This window comes from Pacificoceanicola algae (assembly GCF_049341065.1).
GTDB lineage: Bacteria > Pseudomonadota > Alphaproteobacteria > Rhodobacterales > Rhodobacteraceae > Pacificoceanicola.
The window spans coordinates 438,856-461,809 of the sequence record NZ_JBMPIX010000002.1 but is presented as its reverse complement, the minus strand read 5'-3'; the positions used below and the strand labels follow the sequence as shown (position 1 = coordinate 461,809).

Annotated in this window: 15 protein-coding genes and 2 pseudogenes; 14 read left to right on the top strand and 3 right to left on the bottom strand. The window is 61.3% G+C overall.

What is annotated here, in order from left to right; genetic code table 11:
* The first annotated feature begins 641 nt into the window (after positions 1-641).
* On the top strand, positions 642-1,517 hold the full coding sequence (locus tag ACOYQJ_RS04745; protein WP_422904847.1) for a hypothetical protein: 876 nt from the start codon (positions 642-644) through the stop codon (positions 1,515-1,517).
* A 203-nt stretch (positions 1,518-1,720) separates the two neighbouring features.
* Positions 1,721-4,006, top strand: coding sequence for a hypothetical protein (locus ACOYQJ_RS04740; protein ID WP_422904846.1), 2,286 nt, complete (start codon positions 1,721-1,723; stop codon positions 4,004-4,006).
* A gap of 60 nt (positions 4,007-4,066) precedes the next feature.
* On the opposite strand, the gene ACOYQJ_RS04735 is transcribed toward ACOYQJ_RS04740, so the two are convergent.
* Positions 4,067-4,297 (bottom strand): helix-turn-helix domain-containing protein, encoded by a 231-nt coding sequence (locus ACOYQJ_RS04735; RefSeq protein ID WP_422904845.1) that lies wholly within the window; start codon positions 4,295-4,297, stop codon positions 4,067-4,069.
* 84 nt (positions 4,298-4,381) lie between these two features.
* On the opposite strand from ACOYQJ_RS04735, the pseudogene ACOYQJ_RS04730 reads away from it, so the two are divergent.
* The 3 genes and pseudogenes from ACOYQJ_RS04730 (at position 4,382) to ACOYQJ_RS04720 (ending at position 7,564) form a co-directional block, all read left to right on the top strand.
* A pseudogene (locus ACOYQJ_RS04730) lies at positions 4,382-5,133 on the top strand (dihydrodipicolinate synthase family protein).
* 135 nt (positions 5,134-5,268) lie between these two features.
* Positions 5,269-6,462 carry an NAD(P)/FAD-dependent oxidoreductase gene (locus ACOYQJ_RS04725; RefSeq protein ID WP_422904844.1) on the top strand — a complete coding sequence of 398 codons (1,194 nt, stop codon included), beginning with the start codon at positions 5,269-5,271 and terminating at the stop codon, positions 6,460-6,462.
* A 28-nt stretch (positions 6,463-6,490) separates the two neighbouring features.
* Complete coding sequence (locus ACOYQJ_RS04720) at positions 6,491-7,564, top strand: trans-3-hydroxy-L-proline dehydratase (RefSeq protein WP_422904843.1); 1,074 nt, start codon at positions 6,491-6,493, stop codon at positions 7,562-7,564.
* 81 nt (positions 7,565-7,645) lie between these two features.
* On the opposite strand, the pseudogene ACOYQJ_RS04715 reads toward ACOYQJ_RS04720, so the two are convergent.
* Both ACOYQJ_RS04715 and glyA read right to left on the bottom strand, forming a co-directional pair.
* A pseudogene (locus ACOYQJ_RS04715) lies at positions 7,646-8,107 on the bottom strand (trimethylamine methyltransferase family protein).
* Between the two features lie 412 nt (positions 8,108-8,519).
* The gene (gene glyA / locus ACOYQJ_RS04710; RefSeq protein ID WP_422904842.1) at positions 8,520-9,827 is read right to left on the bottom strand and encodes a serine hydroxymethyltransferase; all 1,308 of its coding nucleotides are present in this window, start codon (positions 9,825-9,827) and stop codon (positions 8,520-8,522) included.
* 555 nt (positions 9,828-10,382) lie between these two features.
* On the opposite strand from glyA, the gene ACOYQJ_RS04705 reads away from it, so the two are divergent.
* From ACOYQJ_RS04705 to ACOYQJ_RS04665, 9 genes are all read left to right on the top strand, one after another.
* Positions 10,383-10,967 carry an ANTAR domain-containing response regulator gene (locus ACOYQJ_RS04705; RefSeq protein WP_422904841.1) on the top strand — a complete coding sequence of 195 codons (585 nt, stop codon included), beginning with the start codon at positions 10,383-10,385 and terminating at the stop codon, positions 10,965-10,967.
* On the top strand, positions 10,964-12,130 hold the full coding sequence (locus ACOYQJ_RS04700; RefSeq protein WP_422904840.1) for an ABC transporter substrate-binding protein: 1,167 nt from the start codon (positions 10,964-10,966) through the stop codon (positions 12,128-12,130). The genes ACOYQJ_RS04705 and ACOYQJ_RS04700 overlap by 4 nt, the downstream gene beginning before the upstream one ends.
* Before the next feature lie 265 nt (positions 12,131-12,395).
* Complete coding sequence (locus ACOYQJ_RS04695; protein ID WP_422904839.1) at positions 12,396-13,763, top strand: CmpA/NrtA family ABC transporter substrate-binding protein; 1,368 nt, start codon at positions 12,396-12,398, stop codon at positions 13,761-13,763.
* Between the two features lie 86 nt (positions 13,764-13,849).
* Positions 13,850-14,926, top strand: a complete 1,077-nt coding sequence (locus ACOYQJ_RS04690) for an ABC transporter permease (protein ID WP_422904838.1) — start codon at positions 13,850-13,852, stop codon at positions 14,924-14,926.
* A gap of 5 nt (positions 14,927-14,931) precedes the next feature.
* Complete coding sequence (locus ACOYQJ_RS04685) at positions 14,932-16,617, top strand: ABC transporter ATP-binding protein (RefSeq protein WP_422904837.1); 1,686 nt, start codon at positions 14,932-14,934, stop codon at positions 16,615-16,617.
* A gap of 4 nt (positions 16,618-16,621) precedes the next feature.
* On the top strand, positions 16,622-19,051 hold the full coding sequence (gene nirB / locus ACOYQJ_RS04680) for a nitrite reductase large subunit NirB (protein ID WP_422904836.1): 2,430 nt from the start codon (positions 16,622-16,624) through the stop codon (positions 19,049-19,051).
* Positions 19,048-19,377, top strand: coding sequence for a nitrite reductase small subunit NirD (gene nirD, locus ACOYQJ_RS04675; RefSeq protein ID WP_422904835.1), 330 nt, complete (start codon positions 19,048-19,050; stop codon positions 19,375-19,377). Before nirB ends, nirD begins: the two co-directional genes overlap by 4 nt.
* A complete protein-coding gene (locus tag ACOYQJ_RS04670; protein ID WP_422904886.1) occupies positions 19,377-21,998 on the top strand; it encodes a molybdopterin-dependent oxidoreductase in 2,622 nt (873 codons plus the stop codon). Before nirD ends, ACOYQJ_RS04670 begins: the two co-directional genes overlap by 1 nt.
* Positions 21,995-22,945 (top strand): glycosyl transferase family protein, encoded by a 951-nt coding sequence (locus tag ACOYQJ_RS04665; RefSeq protein ID WP_422904834.1) that lies wholly within the window; start codon positions 21,995-21,997, stop codon positions 22,943-22,945. Before ACOYQJ_RS04670 ends, ACOYQJ_RS04665 begins: the two co-directional genes overlap by 4 nt.
* Positions 22,946-22,954 lie beyond the last annotated feature (9 nt).

Below are 22,954 nucleotides of genomic sequence, written 5' to 3'. Positions count from 1 at the left end.
TTCGTGGCACCATGCGCGCCGCTCATCGGCACAATTGACAGCCAGAAGGAATACGGATGCACCCTTAACAAAGGGTTCCGAGAAATACTGAATTCACGCGCCTGGAATTCTTTGGCCCAAGCCGTCTTTTCAACGCTTTGATTGATCCCATGAGTGCTGGCTTGCACGTCAAAGAGATTGGCGCGCCAAGGATAATACATAAGATACAAATAGTTGGAGGAATTTTCGGCCTGACGGTTCTGTTCCGAGCTTACGGGGGAGGCACCCGGTTTGGTGGCTCAAAGGGCCCGGACGTCAAGTTACAGCGAATTGCAAATAGTTCCGTCGATCCGTGGACCACAGGTAATGCCGCGGACTGAAACCGGCTGAATGATCGTTCAGGTCGGACGAACCTTGCCAAATGGCTCAGCGGTATGGTCGTCTGCACCCTCTGGCCGGCACCGTTACCGATGTCACGCCACCAGCTCACCCTCTCTTTATTTGCGCTTGTTGCGATAATCCTTCAAGATTGCTTGCATGATGCGCGGGATCTGCATGCTGTAGATCGTCCGAGGTGCGGCGTATTTGGTTTGCGCAAAAAGCATCATGACAGATTTTTTTCTGAACCCTGAGTAGGTTCTTTCGACATCGTGGTGATTTGGATGCTGGAAAAACGTCGATACCGTATCAAAGTTCTTTTTGCGATGCTGCTTGTTGCGGCCTTTCCTGGGCCCGTGGCCGCTGAGGAAGATATTGACCTGGCGAACTTTTCTCAGCCTAAGATGATGCGGGGATTGGAGACCGGCAATTTCGATTATCTGGAGCTGAGTGAGGGTCTCAAAACAAATATCGTCGGCAGCGATCTGAGGCCAAGGTATCTCTATGCGGCATTTGAGGCTTTCAAACAGTTCGGTGCGAACATTCCAGGTGACTGCTGGAAGCTTGACAAGCCGGGCGTGTCGAATGGCCTGCTGGGAAAGCTGGTCGTCACAAGCGCTAGCCCGGAGGCCGTGACAAACGTTCTCGAAAGGCTTCGGGACTATGCCGAGGCCATTCAAAGTGGGCAGCCTGTGTCAGTTCTTATCGATTCGTCCCAACGGGCGGGCTCTATCCAGAGCGTCGATGAAAGCGCGGTCTACGACATGAAGGTGCTGCTCGACAGCCACGATTGTGAAAGCCCAGTGACGAAACGCGTGCTGGACAACATCGCCGCCTACGCGAATGGGTGGCCGGGGCGACTTTCTCCCGCCGAGGCGGCAAGACAAGCGGAAGAGCGCGAGAAGGAAGCCCTACGCCAAGAAAAGGCGCAGCAGCTCGCCTTTCGTGACAACGCGCGATCGCGTTGCATCGACCAGTTTTCAAAGACCAAGCTTTTCGACCGCGAAAATTTGTGCGGCTGTATTGTCGGTGCGCTCGACACTGGCGGGCTGTCCGACGCCGAGTGGATAACGCTTGAGGGTGATTTCAAAGAAGTTGTGGCGATTTCAGCAAGCCATGGTGACACCAGCGAACGGGTAATTTCATGCCTCGCAAACTAAAAAAATCTGCCACATCCAAGAAATTTCGACTTAAGTGCTCTGCCATGCGGCAGTTTTCTGCAGTTCTTGCCGTCGCGATGTTTTTGGCGCTCCCCGGGACCAGTTGGGCAGGGACGGCGATTCCAGACGGCATCTGGTCCTCTCAATTTTCTTGCAAATTCAGAAAAGGCAAGGAAGAGGCGTTCGAAGCAAAGCTTCTGACCATGAGCAATTTCGAGCAAAGGGCGTATTTTCAACTTTTCCCCAAAGCCAAGTCCGGCGGAGACCTGATTTACGGGCTGCTTTACTCAAGCGGAACGAAGCCCGACGGCGCCGTCGCAATGAAATACGCCGTGCGAAAGGGCATACCCGGCGGCAAGCGGTTCGAGCTTCGGAACAGCGGATCGGACGACGCGGTTAAGGTCGATTTCGGAGGGTGCAAGGACCTTCGGTTCATGAAGGACACGCCCAAACCGGCGCTGCCCGAGGCGATTGGCGACTGGTCGGGTGGCTTTCAGAATTGCGGCACATGGAATGCGCCTGCAGAGATGACAATCGTTCCCGCGCATGAAGGAAACATTCTTGCAGACATTGAATATCGTCGCAGCACGCCCTCGAAGCCGAATGTCATCTATCCCGCGCGCAATTTGGTTTATGGCATTTGGGATGCGGACACGCAGAGCTTTGCGATGCGGACATTGCAAACCGTTGGGCGGTTGCGGGATGGCGAGCGCGTCGTTGCCGATGCCTGGGCGCTTACGGATCTGAGGTTGCGCTTTGATCCCGTGTCCAACCAGTTCACCGGGCAGACGAAAGGATGCGATTACGTCGAATTCAACAAACATGGCGATGGCGCGGAAGCCGTGGCAACGGCTGCCGCGGCGGGTGATGGTCTGGCCGGGACTTGGGAAGGCGTGACCATATGCCGGGACGGCAAGAGGACACTCAGCCTCACGCTTGACAACAGAATCGGCGATCAAATGACCGGAATGCTGAATGTCGCCGGACCCACGGCAATAAATGAAGGCGTCCCAAGGCTGTCGGTTGTCGCGCGCCGGGCGTCTGATAATGAAGCGTGGCAAGCCGTCGTCGCGTCGATTGTGTCGGGCGGTGTAGCACGGACGGGCCCCCGGGAGTTCACGTTCGATCAAGGAGACGGCAAGGAAGCTCTTCATTTCGCCTACAAGGGTGGGTCCTGCTCTGAAACCGATTTGCAGCGCGTGACTGAAGTCACGCCCTCTCGGGTGCCAACGGTTAAGGCAGCGGGGAGCGGGCTGTATTTCAGCAATGCATCTCGACAGCAGCGTTGTGAAGCGGTCGTGAATTGGCTGGCCAAGGCCGGGACGGAATATCCCGAGATGTCGATCCGGACAGATCCGCTAGGGACGGTCTTCCCTCGAATGGTCATGCTTTTTGCCGACGATGATTTTGTGCCGCTCTTCGGGGCGCCTTATGATGTGATGCCGGTCGCGGATCGCATCAAGCTTGCGCAGGATATTTCCCAGACCTGCGGAAGCGATCCCTTCTATCGCAACAAGTTGGTTGGCCTATCGGTGGCCAATCGGGGTTTGCGGGGTAGTCTCGACAAGCCGCTGACCAGTTTCGGGGCACCTGCCATCATCCATGCGATCCGTGGGACACGGGTCATCCGGCATCAAACCGAGGGGCTGATCGGCGAAATGATGGCCGTCCCCACGCTTGAGGCTGCGGCAGTGCTTGACCAGCGGCTGAAAGCGGTTCTGTCGGACAATGCGGCGGCGCTTTGGCCAAGTGAAAGGGGGCAAGTTCAGCAGGTTGCGACCGAACGGTTGGACGTTCTGGCCCATCACGAGGCCGAAGCAGACTTTGCAAGGATCGATGCATTGCCTGATCTTGACGCAAAGCTTGATGCACTAGCGGCGATTGCGACAGCGCGCACCGCCTATCAGCCCTATCTGCAGGCCGACCACCGCGCTGGCGTAAGGGACCGGGCTGAAAGTCAGCAAGCCCAAATCCTGAGCCCGTTACTGGAACCGGAACTCTTGGCAATCGAAGGCCTGAACGACAGCTCGGCGTCGCTTGATGCTCTGGAACAGCGCGCCGAAGTGATCTCCAGCCGGTTGACCGATGTGGCGCAACACATCGCCGATCCTTTCCTGCGTCGCGTCGACACCAAGAGACAGGCGATCCTTGATGCGGTACTTGCTGGAATGCTGCACGAACTCGAAAGCTTCGAGGCCGACTTGCATGGGCTTGACGGGAGCGCATCCTGGTTCAGGGATTTCAAGTCAGTCTTCGCCCCCTACAAGGACCGGATCGCATATCGGGAGGCGATCGACCAATTCGAGGCCAAACGCGAAAGGCAGTTGACCGGTGCTCTTGTCCAATTCGACAAGGATGCAGCGCGGGCGGCCAAGGCGGACGGTGATATTGGCATTGACGCAGTGACGCGTAGATACCTGTCCCTGTCCGGGGATGATGGCTTTCCCGTCTGGCTTGAATACGCCATGCACGCCCGAAAGCATCTGTAGCGCGCAAACTGACTCGGGTGTGAAATGCCCGCGATAACGCGCCGTGTGCAAACGCTTGGCTCAAACGACCTCCGAAACCGACGTCTCGGTTTGCAATAGCAGGTTGCGAGCGTGGTCCCTGCGCAGTTCCATGTAATACCGCTTGGGGCTGGTGTTGAAATAGTGCCCAAAGAGTCGTTCCAGCTGTCGGACCGAAATGCCCAGTTCCTCGGCAATGACGATGGGAGAGATCGGGGTTACCAGCCCGTCGCGCATGATCTTGATGGCCCGTGCCACATGCGGATTGCGCATGTCGATCCGTGAAGCGAACAACAACGGGATGAGACAGACACGACTCCACGCTTCCGCTTTGATGGCATCTACACACCTGTCGTCATGCCCTTTCACGGTGATCTTTCCGTGTCTTGGGAGGCGCTCGGGGAGGTCATTAACGGGCTGATTTCGCAAGGGCGCATGGCCTGATTTCTGGCGGGTCCACGGGCGAAAACTACGCCCAGACCGTTGCTGAACGGATCGAGATCGCGTGCTTTACCATGAAGAAGGTTAAAGGCCGCGTGCCTGTGGTGATTGGGACGGCTGCGATGCTGACCAGCGAATCAAACGACTTGGCCACTGCGGCGCGCGACATGGGCGCTGACGCGATACTGCTGGCCTCACCGCCGTGTTCGGTGCCGATGGACCGCGAAAACGCACTGAATGCGCTGGCCATCGACAAGGCTGCCGACCTGTCGATCATGCTCTACAATGACCCGCACATTCAGTTGGGCTGCGGCATGAACGATCAGGCGCTGAAGTTCTTTGCCTGGGGGGCGCCCTTTTGGGTCTGCGGTGGGTCGAACTTTCTGCCCGCTGAACATGTTGCGTTCTACAACGCTTGCGTGGTTGAGGGGAACTTTGCCAATGGCCGCTGCATCATGTCCGCCATGATGCCGTTGATGCGCGTGCTGGAACAGGGCGACAAGTTTGTCCAGACGATCAAGCATGGCGTGACGATGAACGGAATTGACTGTTCCGTGGTGCGCCCGCCGCTTGAAGGGCTGAACGGGGACGAAATGCGCGCATTTGAAGATGTGGTGCACGTCTTGACACGGACGATTGCCGAGATTCAGGCGGAGCGCGGGAATTGAGCGTGCCTCCCTTGGCCTGCGACGAGGCCGTGGATTGATCGCTTATCGGGCCAGACGCCTGCCGGTTCAATTGGGGCCGACGGGCTGGAATGCGATCCTTGAACCGCAACCTGCGGCGCATGTCCTGCCGGGCTGATGGCAGCGCTGCGGCTGAGGCAACTGCAACCCGGCGCGCGGATCGTGGTGCTGGACGCCGGGCGCATCGCGGCGGGCGCGTCGGGGCGCAACTCGGGCTTCATGATCGACCTGCCGCACGACCTTCAGTCCGAGTACTACGCGGGCGCAGGCGACGACCGGACCATGATCGCGCTGAATCGGCGGGCCATAGGTTTTGCAGCAGAGGCGGTCGAACACTACGACAACGACCGCAATTTCTTTGACCCGGGCGGCAAGTTGAACGGCGCGGTGAGCGCTGCAGCGCAAGATCACAACGTCGCCTACGCCCGCCACCTCGAGGCACTGGGCGAGCGTTGCGAGGTGCTTGACGAGAAGGCTATGTTCGAGGTGACGGGGGCGCGGCACTATCGCTCCGGGCTCATTTCGCCGGGGACGGTCATGTTGCAACCGGCGGGCTATATCCGGGGGCTGGCTGCTGGCCTGCAGGCCGAGGGCGGTTATGCCTTTGAGGGTTCGCCCGCCACCGCGATCGAGCGCGCTGGCCCTGACTGGCAGGTGGCAACCCCGCGTCGGAACGTGACGGCGCCGCATGTGATCCTGACGGTAAATCGCCATCTTAAAAGCTTCGGGTTTGAGCACGCGCGGTTGATGCAACTGCTTCTCTATGCCGTCATGACACCTGAATTGGGCGGGGAAACTCTGGCGCGTCTGGGCGGGCAATCGCGCTGGGGCATAACGCCCTCGGACCCGATGGGTACCACGGTGCGCCGGATCGACACGGGGCAGGGGGGCAACCGCATCGTGGTCCGCACCTGTGCCACGCTGCGCCTCGACACGCGCCCGCAACACGGCGCCCTGGCGCGCGCATCGCGCACCATGCGGCGCAAGTTCGACCAGCGCTTTCCCCAGCTTGCTGGATCGGGCATGGATTCAGCTTGGGCCGGGCATCTGTGTTTGGCGCGCAACGGTGTCTCGGTCACGCGGCAACTGTATGAGGACCTGTGGTCCGCCTGCGTGCAAAAAGGCCTTGGTACGGTGCGCGGCACGCTGACCGGGCTCGCAGCGGCCGAATTGGCCTGCGGCGAGACCAGCATCATCACCCAGCATTTCCAGGGCGAGGCACGGCCAAAGCGCCTGCCGCCACAGCCTTTCCTTCATATCGGTGCCAACGCATTGTTGAGGGCCAGGGAATGGCGCGCGCGCGACGAATAGGATAGCCTCGACAGACAGGAAGACCACCATGCGTAGCATCAAGACCATCCATGTGATTTCCGCCCATGCCGAGGGCGAGGTTGGCGACGTCATCGTCGGAGGTGTTCTGCCGCCGCCCGGAGACACGCTTTGGGAACAGAGCCGCTGGATTGCCCGGGATCAGACATTGCGCAACTTCGTTCTGAACGAACCTCGTGGCGGTGTCTTTCGGCACGTCAATCTGCTGGTGCCCCCGAAGCACCCAGAGGCGCAGGCTGCTTTTATCATCATGGAGCCAGAGGACACGCCACCCATGTCGGGCTCGAACGCGATCTGCGTGTCGACGGTGCTGCTGGACGCCGGGATTGTGCCCATGACCGAGCCTGAAACGCATCTTGTGCTCGAAGCGCCGGGTGGCTTGGTGCGGGTGCGCGCTGACTGTCGTGACGGCAAGGCAGAGGGCATAAATGTCCGCAACCTGCCCTCCTTCGCCGCGCAGCTGGATGTGCCGCTTCAGGTCGACGGGCTGGGGAGGCTGACGGTCGACACCGCCTATGGTGGCGACAGCTTCGTGATCGTCGATGCGGCCGCACTGGGCTTTTCGCTGATCGCTGAAGAAGCGCATGTCATCGCCCGGTTGGGAGTGCAGATCACGAATGCGGCGAACCAGCAGATCGGCTTTGAGCATCCCGAAAACCCTGATTGGCGGCATATCTCGTTTTGCCTCTTCGCCGGTCCGTTGACCGAAGGGCCCGAGGGGCTGGAAACGCGCACGGCAGTGGCGATTCAGCCGGGCAAGGTGGACCGTTCGCCCACCGGCACAGCCCTGTCGGCGCGCATGGCCGTCCTGCATGAGCGAAACGCGATGCAGGTGGGCGAACGGCTGACAGCGCGCTCTGTGATCGGGTCAACCTTCACGGGGCGGATCTTGGGTCAGACGCACGTCGGCGGGCGCCTCGCGATCTTGCCCGAGGTTTCGGGCCGGGGATGGATCACCGGCATCCACCAGCACATGCTTGACCCCACCGACCCATGGCCGGAAGGGTATCGCCTGTCCGATACATGGGGCGCGTCGGGCACCGGTGGGCATGACACAACCACCCGTCCGTCAACGAAAGACTAAACCTGTCTGGGACTGAATAGGAGTCGGCAGGGGGCGATTTTCTCTGATCCCCCGCGCAAGGGCTGGGCTAAAACCGGGCGCTCAGCAGTCTTGGTTCAGGGCATCCGCCGCAGGAATTTCCCGCTCGCGCCGGGCGATGTCGTCCAGCAGCGCCTGGGTCCTGGCCTCGTCCGTTTTGGGTTCCTCGTAGTCAGCCAACGGCTTGCGGGTATGCTCTGGCGCATTTTGGGTGATTTTTTCTGAGCCCTACGCGACCCATTGCTCGATTAAATTATTGTCGAACATCTCCGGCATGAAATAGGCGGTCTGGAAGTTTTCCTGCGAATGCGGCTGGGCAAGATATTGGCCGCCGGGACCGATATCCAAGACGCTCGCCAGTGCCTTGTCGAAGCCCTCCCACTGCGGCCCCTTGGCCAAGTGGCACGCCATCGCGCATTGTTCTGCGCCGACGATGAACTTGGCGACCGAACAGCGCATCCACGCCTCGTTCCAGCCAGCGGGATGCCAGATATAGTGCGCGCCCGGCATAGGTCCGGATTTCATCGAGTCAGCATGTGGAACATCGCGAGGTCTTCCAGCGTCGGATTGCGCTGCACGTCGTCAAGGACGCGCAGGTAGGGCGGGCGGAACGACCACCGGTACGGAGCTTCAATGCATGGACGGTCATGGCTGTCTCTCCTCGATGGATCGACACTGACCGAGTTCCCGGCAAAGCGTGCGGATGACTGCGAAATCCGGATGCAGGAAACGACTCTGGAGGGTTTGCCTGACGTCGCCGCAGCAGTCGGTCGGGCGCAAACAGCAAAGGCAGCGCTGCCCGGGCCGATCAGTATGTTCCAGGCGGGCAGGGGCCACCAACGGCTTTACCCACTTGTGTGCAAAGCCTTCTTGCCCCGGACGGTTCGAAACGGGGCCAGCGTCAGCAGGCGCACTGCAGATACGCCCCCTTCAACCCTCAGTGCATGAAACACAGCTGCGAGAAACTCTGCCGCCACTCCGCAACCTGTGACGCAACATCCTCGCCCGCCAAGCCGCTCTTTATCAGAGCCGCGAGCCTGTCCGCGTCGCCCGATGTCATTCCCCAGCGGACGAGTTCGGGCGTGCCGAGGCGCAGGCCATTCATGTCTCCGTCTACCTCCACAATCGGCAGACCGATGCCACAGGCAAGGAAACCGGCCTTGCGCAGCAGGCGGGACGCGGCCTGACCACCGCCCCATTGCGCTGCCGGTATGGCGAATTGATGCGAGGTCGTGAACCCTCGGGACCCGGAGAACACCGGCACGCCCCTTGCGTCCAGAGCTTCGGCCAGCGTGCGGGCCATCCGGATCATCTCGGCAGCGTAATCTTTGCCGAAGTCGCGCCAGTCCAGCATCGTCACGGCAAGGGCGGCGGATTTGGCGGCGTCGAAATTCGCCGTCATTCCGGGAAATGCAATGGTGTCGAGCGCCCGCGCCATGTCGGCATCATTTGTGACGATCAGGCCGCCTGCCGGGCCGCCGAGGCTCTTGTACGTGCTCATCGTCATGAAATGCGCTCCCTCGGTCAGCGGATTGGACCAAGCCTTGCCGGCGATGATCCCGCACTGGTGCGCCGCATCGAACATCACCTTGGTGCCAATCTCGTCGGCGATTGACCGGATTGCGGCGACGGGATGCTCGAACAGGTTAAGACTACCGCCGATGGTGATCAGTTTCGGGCGCTCCTTGAGGGCAAGCTGGCGCAAGCCGTCCAGATCTATGGTGTAGCCATCGGCATGCACCGGGGCGCTCAGCGTTCTCAGGCCGAAGAGGCCCGCGCATCCCGCCGCATGGTGGGTCACATGTCCGCCAATAGATGCCGGAGGCGCGATGATCGTATCGCCCGACTTGCATGTGGCCATGAAGCCATAAAGGTTTGCCAACGCGCCAGAGGGCACTCGGATTTCCGCAAACCTTGCGTCGAAGACCTCGGCGCAGAGTTCGGCGGCGATGATCTCGATTTCCTCGATCGCCTCCAGCCCCATCTCATACTTGTCACCGGGATAGCCCAGCGACGGCCGCGACCCGATGCCCGACGCAAGCAACGCCTCGGCCTTCGGGTTCATCACGTTTGTGGCCGGGTTGAGATTGAAGCATTCCCTCTCGTGGATCTCGCGATTGCGGTCAGCAAGCGATTGGATCCGGCGGATCAACGCCTCAGAGGACTGCCCCGCGACCTGGCTGGCGATCTTTTGCACCAGGGTTTCACTTTGCGCGGGAACCCAATCGCGTTGTTGCATGACCATGTCGATGACCTCCAGTTGTTGCGCCAAGCTTTGCAAGAATTGGATGACATCGCAAAACAGATTTGCGATTTCCTACCTGAGAATACAAAGCCGGTGGAACGACGCATGAGCATCCGGCGAGTCCGTCCACAAGGGGCGTTTCAAATCGCCGTGCGGACCTTCGATGCGGCGGCCACCGCGATGCACCGTTTGCGCACTGCCGAGCATAGAAACCCGGTCATCTCGAAACCACAACCTAGTAGCATAATACGGCTTGGCAGTCCGACTGGGCACTTTTGGACACACTTTGCGGCATGCGGTTGGCCGACCCGCGTTGCGGGCCGAAGTATCGGCTGTGTAGCCTTGCGGCAAAGGCGGCAAAGTCGGGGGCTGGTGGCCAATGGCTACGCGAGGTCGATGAAATCGTGGAAGGGCAGAAGACTTTCCTTAGAACAGGCCCACCGTATGCTCAATTTTTAGGCGGCGGGCTGGATCAAGCCTGCAGTCTTGCAGCTACAATCAGAAAATGCGGGTCGCTCCATTGCGCATTTGATTTCCGGGGTACAGTCAAACCTCATGAAAGATCGGCTGACAGTCGTTGTAGTGGAAGAAGATCGCGACCGGGCGATCGGGATCGTCGATGCTCTGAAAGAGACCGGCGAATGCGATGTATTCGTGATCGGAAACTACATTGGCCTGGCGCGAAAGATCGCAGCCCAAGCGCCCGACATCGTGCTGATCGACATCGACAATCCGACGCGCGACATGATGGAAGAGCTGACCCTTGCCTCCGGTCCGTTGGAGCGGCCTGTCGCGATGTTCGTTTCCGGCGCTGCCGGAGGGTTCGCGCAGACTGCGATTGAAGCAGGCGTTTCGGCCTATGTCGTCGACGGGCTGTCCCCGGAGCGGATCAAGCCGATCATGGATACGGCAATTGCCCGGTTCAGCATGGTGCGCCAGATGCGCACCGAACTGGCGGAAACCCGGCGCGCTCTGGAAGAGCGCAAGGTCATCGACCGCGCCAAGGGCCTACTGATGAAAGCCAAGGGGATCAACGAGGACGCGGCCTATGCGCTGCTGCGCAAGACGGCGATGGATCAGGGCCGCAGGGTCGCGGATGTCGCCGAGGCGCTCGTCACCGCATCGAGGCTGTTGGGATGAAGACGGTTACCCTACCGGTTGCTTACATGCCGCTTGTCGATGCAGCGCCGCTGATCATTGCGCAGGAAATGGGCTTTGCCGAAGCAGAGGGCATTGCGCTTGAACTGATCGCTGCCCCGTCCTGGTCTTCGGTGCGGGACATGCTGGCCTTCGGCCGGGTCGATGCGGCGCACCTTCTGTCGCCGGTGCCTGTCGCCATGGCAATGGGCCTTGGCGGCGTCACCACGCCAATCTCGGCGGTTTCGGTCCTCTCGGTGAATGGCAACGTCATTGGTGTAGGCGCCGAGCTTGAAGCGCGGCTGCGGTCCATCGGTTACGGGTTCGATTTCACCGATCCCGGTGCCGCAGCAGAGGCTTTGGCGCAGGTCTGCTCGGAACCGCTGACTTTTGGCGTTCCCTTCCCGTTTTCCATGCATGTCGAACTTTTGCGCTACTGGGGCGCACATACCGCATTGGGCGTTGACGGGATCGAGATCAGAACGGTTCCGCCGCCCTTGATGGCAAAGGCTTTGGCGGCAGGGGATATCGACGCGTTTTGCGTCGGGGAGCCATGGGGATCGGTGGCGGTTGATCAGGGATCCGGGGCGCTTTTGCTGCCGGGAAAGGCGATCTGGGAATTCGCCCCTGAGAAAGTGCTCGCAGTGCGGACTGACTGGGCCGAAACCGAACCGGATCTTCTGGGACGGCTTATGCGCGCCGTCTGGCAGGCCGGACGCTGGCTGTGCCGGTCGGAAAGCCGGACCGCCGCGGGTGAGCTTTTGTCTCGCAAAACCTATCTTGATGTCTCGCCCGAGCTGATCGACCGCGCCCTGTCGGGGAACCTCACGGTCTCCAGCCGGGGGGAGCAACGCCATGTTCCCCAGTTTGTCGAATTCCACGACGGCGCCGCGACCTTCCCATGGCGCAGTCAGGCAAAATGGATTGCCAGCCGTCTGGCTGATGCACATGGAGCCAACGCCCAAGATCACGTCGCGCATGTGTTTCGCTCGGATCTATACCGCAGACACCTTTCTGTGACTGGCTGCGATTTTCCCGGCGCCTCTGAAAAGGTCGAGGGCTCGATTCGTCATTCCGCGCCGGTTGCTTCCGCACATGGAGAACTGACGTTGTTGTCGGATTCGTTTTTCGACGGCCAAGTTTTTGATCCATCGCCTGACGAGTGATCATTTTCTAGGCAGACCCGTGCGCGACCAAAGGTTGTTTTCTGCACTGAAGCATTTTCTTTTGCCTCGCGACGCTGCGTTGCGGCATACTAGGTGCATCGACTTGCAATGGCGTAGGTCGAACCGAATTCCTTCCCACTGACAGGGAAATCCTGAGCAAGGCCGCTCGCTTTCCGCCGATATCCTCGGTGGTCAGTGATCGGCCTTTTTGCGTTTCTCGCCCTGCTGCTTCCTCCCCGGTTCGGGCGCATCGAAAGGACAGACGATGAAAAAATTCCTTCTTGGCCTGACTGCCACAACCGCCTTGGTCAGCCCCGCCTTTGCTGAGTTGCTTGACCTTGAAAAGGACGAGTTGACCTTCGGGTTTATCAAACTGACCGACATGGCTCCGCTCGCCGTGGCCTATGAAAATGGTTATTTCCTTGACGAAGGGCTGTTCGTTACCCTTGAGGCGCAGGCCAACTGGAAGGTGCTGCTGGACGGTGTGATCGGCGGCCAACTGGACGGTGCGCATATGCTGGCCGGTCAACCGCTGGCCGCGACGATCGGGTTCGGGACCGAGGCGCATATCATCACGCCCTTCTCGATGGACCTGAATGGCAATGGGATCACCGTGTCCAACGAGGTTTGGGAAAGGATGCTGCCGCATATTCCCAAGATGGACGATGGACGCCCGCAACATCCGATTTCGGCCGCGGCGCTGGCACCTGTCGTCGAAGAATTCAGAGCCGAGGGCAAGCCCTTCAACATGGGCATGGTTTTCCCTGTTTCGACCCACAATTACGAGCTGCGCTATTGGCTGGCGGCGGGTGGTTTGAACCCCGGATATTACAGCCCGGAAAACGTCAGCGGCCAGATCGACGCCGATGTCTTCCTCAGCGTGACGCCGCCGCCGCAAATGCCCGCGACGCTCGAAGCCGGGACAATCAACGGCTATTGCGTGGGCGAGCCATGGAACCAACAGGCAGTATTCAAGGGCATTGGCGTGCCAGTGATCACCGACTACCAACTGTGGAAGAACAACCCCGAAAAGGTGTTCGGCATCACCGCCGAATTTGCCGAGCAATACCCCAACACCACGCTGGCCGTGACCAAGGCGCTGATCCGCGCGGCCATCTGGCTGGATGAAAACGACAACGAAAATCGTCCCGAAGCCGTCGAGATCCTGAGCCGTCCCGAGTATGTCGGTGCGGATCAAGAAGTGATCGCCAACTCGATGACCGGTTTCTTCGAGTTTGAAAAAGGCGACAAGCGCGACATTCCCGATTTCAACGTCTTTTTCCGCCACAACGCGACGTATCCCTTCTATTCGGATGCCATCTGGTACCTGACGCAAATGCGCCGCTGGGGCCAAATCGCCGAACCAAAGACCGACGGCTGGTATGACGAAGTGGCGCGCAGCGTCTACAAGCCCGGGATCTACCTCGAGGCGGCGCGACTGCTGGTCGATGAAGGGCTGGCCAACGAGACAGACTTCCCATGGGACAGCGACGGCTACAAAGAGCCGACGCCAGCAGCCGATATCATCGACGGCATTCCCTACGATGGCCGCGCGCCCAACGCCTATCTTGAAAGCCTGCCGATTGGCCTGAAAGGCGCGCAGCGGGTCGTCGGAACCGAGGTCGAAGGCTAAGCGCCTGTTGGACGGGCGCCCCCCGATCAGGCGCCCGTCCAAGATCGCAGCTTCCACTCCCATGTGATCCGAAAAGGACCAGCCCCATGACAACCGTCGATCCCAATTTTTCCGAAACGGCCGACCGCGAAGCGCGGCGCGCACGGCTGTTCACCCGCATCAACGCCGCTGACAAATGGTTCCAGGTTCTTGGGCTGAGTTGGTTGACGCCGATCCTCAGGGCCGTCGCCGGTGACAATCCAAAGGCGCAGATGAAAGAGATATGGCGGCTTCTGGCCGTGCCGATCCTGGCGATCTGCGCCTTTCTGCTGTTGTGGGGCGTTTTGGCCCCCAAGGTGCAGACCTCGCTCGGGGCCGTTCCGGGGCCCGGTCAGGTTTGGGAAGAGGCGCTCAATCTGCATCAGGACGCGCAGGACAAGGCGCAAAGCAAGGCTGAGTTCGACGCCAAGGTCGCGCAGCTCAATGAACGTCGCGTTGCACAGGGCAAGGAACCGATGGAGCGCGCCTATACCGGTGCTCCGACCTATTACCAGCAAATCTGGACATCGATCCAGACGGTGTTCTTCGGCTTCGTGATCGCCACCGTTGTCGCCGTGCCGCTTGGCATCGCGGCGGGCCTGTCGCCCACCGCAAATGCCGCGCTGAACCCGCTGATCCAGATCTTCAAACCAGTCTCGCCGCTGGCCTGGCTGCCGATCGTGACGATGATCGTCTCGGCGCTGGCGACTTCGAACGACGGGCTGTTTCCCAAAAGCTTTGTGATCTCGGCGGTGACCGTAACCCTTTGTTCGCTGTGGCCCACGCTGATCAATACGTCCCTCGGCGTCGCCTCGATCGACAAGGATCTGATCAACGTCTCCAAGGTGCTCAAGATGAACACCCGGACCAAGATCACCAAGCTGGTCCTGCCATCCGCCTTGCCGCTGATCTTCACCGGGCTGCGCCTGTCGCTTGGGGTCGGCTGGATGGTGTTGATCGCCGCCGAGATGCTGGCGCAGAACCCCGGGCTTGGCAAATTCGTCTGGGACGAGTTTCAGAACGGCTCTTCGTCCTCGCTCGCCAAGATCATGGTGGCGGTGCTGACCATCGGCATCATCGGCTTCCTTCTGGACCGCGTGATGTATGCCCTGCAATCGCTCTTTACCTTCACGAATAATCGGTGAGCGGCATGAGCATTCTCAAACTGGAAAACGTGAGCCAGAGCTTTGGCACCGGCCTGCACGCCAGCCACGTTTTGAAAGACATCGACCTTGATGTGCAGGAGGGCGAGTTTCTGGTCCTGCTGGGCTTTTCGGGCACCGGCAAGACCACGCTGATCAACCTGATGGCCGGGCTTGAAAGCCCGACCAAGGGGCGTGTCACCTTCAAGGGGGCGCCTGTCACCGGACCCGGCCCTGAACGCGGCGTGATCTTTCAAAGTTACAGCCTGATGCCTTGGCTGACGGTGAACGGCAATGTCGCGCTGGCGGTCGATACGGTGTTTCCCGGCCTGTCCAAAACCGACAAGTCCGAGAAGGTTGCGCATTACGTGGACATGGTGGGGCTGAGCCACGCCGCCACCCGTCGCCCGGCCGAGCTGTCGGGGGGGATGCGCCAGCGGGTGAACGTCGCCCGTGCGCTGGCCATGAACCCCGAAGTGCTGCTGCTGGACGAGCCGCTTTCGGCGCTGGATGCGCTGACCCGCGCCAACCTCGCTGACGAGATCGAACATATCTGGGACGCGGACAAGAAAACCTGCGTTCTGATCACCAACGATGTGGACGAGGCGATCATCCTCGCCGACCGGATCATCGCGCTGAACCCAGATGGCACACTAGGGCAGGAGTTCAAGGTCACGATCCCGCGCCCGCGCGACCGGATGGAGATGAACAGCAATGACGCTTTCAAACGGCTGCGCGCGGATGTCACCAAATACCTGATGGATGTGGGCATCGAGGCGCGCGTCGAAGGCAGCCGCACGCTGCCGCAAGTGACCCCGATCCACGGCGTCCCCGCCGCCGTGAAGGAAGCGCAGCAAGGGCTTATCGACGACCGCTTTCTCGACTTTTCGCAGTTGCACAAAATCTATCCCACCCCCAAGGGGCCGCTGACCGTGGTCGAGGATTTCGATCTCAAGGTCGACCGTGGCGAATTCATCTCGCTGATCGGCCATTCGGGATGTGGTAAATCCACCGTACTGACCATGGCGGCTGGGCTGAACGCGATCTCCAAGGGCGCGATCAAGCTGGACGGGCGCCACGTGCAAGGGGCCGATCCTGAACGCGCCGTGGTCTTTCAGTCGCCCAACCTGTTTCCGTGGCTGTCCGCCCGCGAGAACTGCGCCATCGGTGTGGACAAGGTCTATCCCAAGGCCAGTCAGGCCGAGCGGCAGGACGTGGTGGACTACTACCTCGAACGGGTCGGGCTGGCCGACGCCATGAACAAGCCCGCCTGCGATATGTCGAACGGCATGCAGCAGCGCGTCGGGATCGCGCGGGCTTTTGCGTTATCGCCCAAGCTGCTGCTGCTTGATGAGCCTTTTGGCATGCTCGACAGCCTGACGCGCTGGGAATTGCAGGAAGTCCTGATGGAGGTCTGGTCGCGCACAAAGGTTACCGCGATCTGCGTCACCCATGACGTGGACGAGGCGATCCTGCTGGCCGACCGCGTGGTGATGATGACCAACGGCCCGCAAGCCACAATCGGCAAGATCACCAAGGTCGATCTGCCCCGCCCCCGCACCCGCAAGGCGCTGCTGGAGCATCCCGATTACTATGCCTACCGCCAGGAAGTCCTCGATTTCCTGGAAGAATACGAACACGGGGCGACACCCAAAACACGCCCCACGCCCCCAAAGCCACTGGCAGCGGAGTAAGACCATGACGCAGAGACTTGTCATTATCGGGGCCGGCATGGCTTCGGGCCGGGTGATCGAACACCTGGTCGAGACGGCGCCGGACGCCTATCACATCACGCTGTTCAACGCTGAACCGCGCGGCAACTACAATCGCATCATGCTGTCGCCGGTGCTGTCCGGGGAAAAGACCTATGAGGACATCGTCACCCACGACGACAGCTGGTACGCCGAACACGGTGTCACCTGCCGTTTTGGTGAACATGTGGTGCGCATCGACCGGGACAAAAAGATGGTCGAAGGCCAGAACGGGCCGGTTCCCTACGACAAGCTGGTGATCGCCACCGGATCTGCCCCATTTATCATCCCGGTCCCCGGCAAGGATCTGCCTGGCGTGATCACCTACCGCGATCTGGATGACACCAACGCGATGATCGAAGCCGCTGGAAAAGGTGGCAAGGCCGTGGTGATCGGCGGTGGTCTGCTGGGCCTTGAAGCGGCGGCCGGTCTGGCCGAACGCGGCATGGAGGTCACCGTGCTGCACCTGATGGGTCATTTGATGGAACGGCAGCTCGACGAGGCCGCTGGCTACCTGCTGCGACGCGATCTTGAAAAGCGCGGCATCACGATCAAGACGCAAGCCTCGACCAAGGCGATCCTTGGCCAAGACAGGGTCGAAGCGGTGTTGCTGGAAGGCGACGAAACGCTGGGGGCGGACCTCGTCGTCATGGCGGTGGGCATTCGCCCGGAAACACGGCTGGCCACCGATGCCGGGCTGGACGTCGCCCGCGGGATCGAAGTGGGCGCGCAGCTGCAGACCAGCGACCCGGATATCTTCGCCGTAGGCGAATGCCTCGAATTCGATGGCCAGCTTTTCGGGCTGGTGGCACCGCTTTACGATCAAGCCAAGGTGCTGGCCAGAACCCTGCTGGGTGAGGCCGATGCCTTTGTCGCGAAGGACACAGCCACCAAGCTGAAAGTCACCGGTTGCGATCTGTTCAGCGCAGGCGATTTTGCCGAGGCAGAGGGGCGCGAGGACATCGTTTTCCGCGATCCGTCGCGCGGCGTCTACAAGCGGCTGGTGATCGAGGGCGACCGGCTGGTCGGAGCGGTGATGTATGGCGATACAGCTGACGGCAACTGGTTCTTCGGCCTGATCAAGGACGGCACCGACATCGATGAGATGCGCGAGACGCTGATCTTCGGCCCGGGTTTTCAGGGAGGTGCCTCAGCGGACCCTCTCTCAGCCGTTGCAGCATTGCCGCCTGAGGCGGAGGTTTGCGGCTGCAACGGCATTTGCAAAAGCACCATCGTTGAGGCCATCGCTGGCGGCGCGACCGATCTTGGCGCCGTCCGGGCACAGACCAAGGCCAGCGCGTCCTGCGGCACCTGCACCGGGTTGGTTGAACAGCTCTTGCAGGTCACGCTGGGTGATGCGTTCCAGATGCCCACAGCGCAGCCCATTTGCGGCTGTTGTGAACTGACCCATGAGGATGTGCGCCGTCTGATCAAGTCGCAAGAACTCAAATCCCAGAACGCCGTCTGGCAGGAACTGGGGTGGAAAACCCCCAACGGCTGTCATGTCTGCCGCCCCGCGGTGAATTTCTATTTGCTGGCGGATTGGCCGCTGGAATATCGGGACGACCCGCAAAGCCGCTTCGTCAACGAACGCAAGCACGCAAACATCCAGAAGGACGGCACGTTTTCCGTTGTGCCGCGCATGTGGGGCGGCATCACAAACCCGGCCGAATTGCGCGCCATCGCCGATGCCGCCGACAAATACAACGTTCCGACCGTCAAGGTGACCGGCGGTCAGCGCATCGACCTGCTTGGCGTCAAATGCGAGGATCTGCCGCATATCTGGGCCGATTTGAATCGCGCCGGGCTGGTGTCAGGCCATGCCTATTCCAAGGGCCTGCGCACGGTCAAAACCTGTGTCGGCACCGATCATTGCCGCTTTGGCACACAGGACAGCACAGGGCTGGGGATCAAGCTGGAACAGATCCTTTGGGGCAGCTGGACGCCGCACAAGGTCAAGCTGGCGGTCTCGGGCTGCCCGCGCAATTGCGCCGAGGCGACCTGCAAGGATGTCGGCATCATCTGCGTCGACAGCGGTTATCAGGTGGGTGTCGCGGGGGCCGCTGGCATGGACCTGAAGGAAACCGAGCGTCTGGTGGACGTGACCACCGAGGATGAGGCGATCGAATGGACCACGGCGTTTGTCCAGCTGTACCGCGAGAACGCCAAGTATCTGGACAGGCCCTACAAATGGGTCGCCAAGGTTGGGCTGGACTGGGTCAAGGACCGTCTTGCCGACGCGGACGAACGGGCCCGGTTGATCGAAGCCTTCGAACTCAGCCAGTCGATCTATCGCAAAGACCCATGGGCCGAGCACGCGAAAAAGGCGCAAGCCTTCCAGCCGCTGGCTGATCTGACATTGGAGGCCGCCGAATGAGCTGGATCGACATTTGTGCCATCGAGGACATTCCCCTGCGCGGGGCGCGCAAACTGAAAACCGCCATGGGCTGTATCGCCGTCTTCCGCACGGATGAGGACGAAGTTTTTGCCGCCGCAGACAGCTGCCCGCACAAGGGCGGTCCGCTGTCCGAAGGGATCGTGCATGGCCAGTCCGTCACCTGCCCACTGCACAACTGGGTGTTTGATCTCAACACCGGACAGGCACGGGGCGAAGATGGCCAGATCGCAACCTACGCTTTGCGCGTTCAGGCGGGCCGCGTGCTGATCGACGGGGCGGGCCTGTCGGGCCGGAGTGCCGCGTGATGGACGGCCCCTGGACACGCTCGACCTGCCCATATTGCGGGGTCGGCTGCGGCGTGCTTCTGCGCGCGGATGCTGCCGGCGGTCTGGAGGTGCGCGGCGACCCCGATCACCCGGCCAATTTCGGGCGTCTATGCTCCAAAGGCACGGCCTTGGGAGAGACCGTCGGCTTGGAAGAGCGGCTGCTTGCCCCGCGCGTAGACGGGCGCGAGACAGACTGGGGCGAAGCGCTGCAAGGCGTCGCGGACCGGTTCAGCGACACGATCGCACAGCACGGGCCGGACAGCGTCGCCTTTTATGTTTCCGGCCAGATGCTGACCGAGGATTACTACGTCGCCAACAAGCTGATGAAGGGCTTTATCGGGTCCGCCAATATCGACACCAATTCGCGGCTCTGCATGGCGTCCAGCGTCGCCGGGCACAAACGCGCCTTTGGCACGGACACAGTTCCGGGCACCTATGAGGATCTTGACGAGGCTGATCTTGTGGTGCTTGTCGGCTCGAACCTGGCATGGTGCCATCCGGTCCTGTATCAACGTGTTCTTGCCGCCCGAAAGGCGCGTGGCACGCGGATCGTCGTGATCGATCCGCGCCGCACGGCCAGCTGCGACCGCGCCGACATGCACCTCGCGCTTCAGCCCGGATCGGATGTCGCGCTGTTCAACCGACTGTTTGCAACGCTTTACAAAGGCGGAGCGCTGGACGCCGAATACCTGCGGAACACGCACGGCTTCGACGAGGCACTTCAGGCAGCGCAAAATGACAACAGCGCCGAAACGGGGCTGACCGAAGCCGAGATTTCGGCGTTTTGCGATTTGTGGATGCGCACCGAGCGGGTGGTGACGATCTATTCGCAGGGCGTGAACCAATCCACCTCCGGAAGTGACAAGGTCAACGCGATCCTGAACTGCCATGTGGCGACGGGCAGGATCGGCAAGCAGGGCATGGGGCCGCTGTCCGTCACAGGCCAACCCAACGCCATGGGCGGGCGCGAGGTGGGCGGGCTGGCCAACATGCTGGCCTGTCACCTTGATCTGGAAAACGCCGACCATCGCAGCGCCGTGCGCACATTCTGGGAGGCCCCGCATGTGCCGGATGCCCCGGGACTGAAGGCCGTCGACATGTTCCGCGCGGTTGGCGAAGGCAAGATCAAGGCGCTGTGGATCATCCACACCAACCCTGCCGTTTCGATGCCCGAGGCCGATGGGGTGCGCGATGCCATTGCCGGCTGTGACTTTACGGTTGTCAGTGACATCACCGCGCAGACCGACACCGCGCGCCTTGCCGACGTTCTCCTGCCTGCGACCGCGTGGGCCGAAAAGGACGGCACGGTGACCAACTCGGACCGGACCATCAGCCGCCAGCGCAGCGTGCTGCCAGCGCCGGGCGAGGCGCGGCCCGATTGGGACATTCTGGCCGAGGTCGGGCGCCGCATGGGTTTTGCCCATGCCTTTGACTACAGCACCCCCGCTGAGATTTTTCGCGAATACGCCGCCCTGTCCGAAGTGGCTGCGCAATTTGGGCGGGATTTCGACATCTCCGGGCTGAAAGACCTTGACGACAGCGCCTACACCAGGTTCGAGCCGCAGCGCTGGCCGATCAACGCGGCACGCAGCGGAGGGCGGTTCTTTGGCGACGGGGCGTTCTATCATACCGATGGCAAGGCGCGGCTGCTTCCTGTCGCGTGGCGCCCCCCGGCATCAAAGACGAGGCGCCGGTACCCGTTCCGGCTCAATACCGGACGTCTGCGCGACCAGTGGCACACAATGACCCGCACCGCGCTCTCGCCGCGTCTGTCGGCGCATCTGGCCGAACCGTTCGTGGAACTTCACCCTGTTGATGCCGAAAGACTGGAGATCGGGGCAGCCGATCTGGTGCGCGTGACAAGCCCGACCGGAAGGGCCATCCTGCGCGCCCGCATCACCGATGCGATGCAGCCCGGGCAAGTCTTTGCGCCGATGCACTGGACCGGCGAAACCGCCCCTTGTGCGCGAATCGACGCGCTTGTGGCGGCCGAGACGGACCCGATCTCGGGGCAGCCGGAAAGCAAGGCCAGCGTGGTCGCAGTCAGCCGCTTTGACGCCAAGTGGTACGGCTTTGCCGTGTCGGTCAACAAGATGGCGTTGCAATCGGATTATTGGGCACAGGCGCGCACAGCCCAAGGCTATCGCGCGGAATTCGCGGGCGTCCTGCCGGTCGAAGACTGGGAGGCCGAGGCCCGCAGACTGTTTTCCACGCCGGATGCCTGTGCCGCCACGATCATCGACGCGGCGCGCGGCACGGCGCGGGTCGTCCTGCAACAGGACGGTGTCGTTGAGGGCGCCTTGTTCGTCGCGTCAAGACCGGTGGCGGTTATGCGCGATTACCTTGCCACGTTGCCCGGGACCACCAGCCCCGATATCCTCACCGGCAGACCGGGCGCCGAAGTGCCCAACCCCGGCCCGATCTTGTGTTCGTGCTTTGGTGTCGGCGTCAACTCTATCATCAGGGCGGTTGAGACGCAGGGCGCTTTGAACGTGGAGGCCATCGGTGACATCCTCGGTGCGGGGACGAATTGCGGCTCGTGCCGTCCGGAAATTGCTGATCTTTTGCACAGCCTCGTCCCAAGGGAAGCCGCAGAATGACCCTGTCCGAGCATGTCCGAATACTGGGCCGGGGGCAGGGGCGTTCCCGCAGTCTCACACTGTCCGAGGCACAGGTGGCCATGCACCTCATGCTGTCGGGCACGGCGGCACCCGAAGCGGTTGGTGCGTTGCTGATGTTGCTGCGCATGAAGGGCGAAACCGCCGAGGAAATCGCGGGTTTTGCTCAGGCAGCGGCGCAAGCAGGCCCGAAGATGCCCGAAGTCGATCTGGACTGGCCGAGCTATGCCGCCGGGCGCACGCGCGGGCAGCCTTGGTTCCTGCTCTCGGCCCGGCTGGTGGCGCAATCCGGTTATCGAGTGCTGTTGCACGGTTGGAACGGGACCGACGCTCAGGTGCGCCGCGGCCTTGCCGAGGCAGGCATCGCCGTCGCCGACACCCCCGACGCGGCGGCCGGGCTTCTGGACCGCGATGGCATCGCCTATGTGCCGCTGGAGTCGCTGAACCCGGGGCTGTTTCGCCTCCTGAGCCTGCGCGAGGTTCTTGGTCTGCGGTCCTGCGTCAATACCGTCTGCCGGATGCTCAACCCCGCGGGTGCGCGGGCCAGTGTGCAGGGGGTGTTTCACCCCTCATACCGGTTGCTGCAAGTTGATGCCGCTGCCTTGCTGGGCTGGAATGCGTTGAGCGTCATCAAAGGCGCGGGCGGCGAGTTCGAGCGCAACCCAGCCAAGGATATCGCCGCCTTTGGCCTGCGCAATGGCCAGCCGTGGGAGCAGACCTTTCCCGCCACCCGCGATGAAACCCGACGCTTGGCAAATGGCGATGACTTGAGATTGCCGGATGTCTTGCGCGGCAACTGTCCCACCAGCTTTGAAACCGACATCGTCATCGGCACAGCAAGGCTGGCGCTCGATACACTTGGCGCGGCCGACGCCGCCGGACAAGCCCAAAGCGCCTGGACCCACCGCGATACGTGCCATGCCGCCTGAAAGGAGACT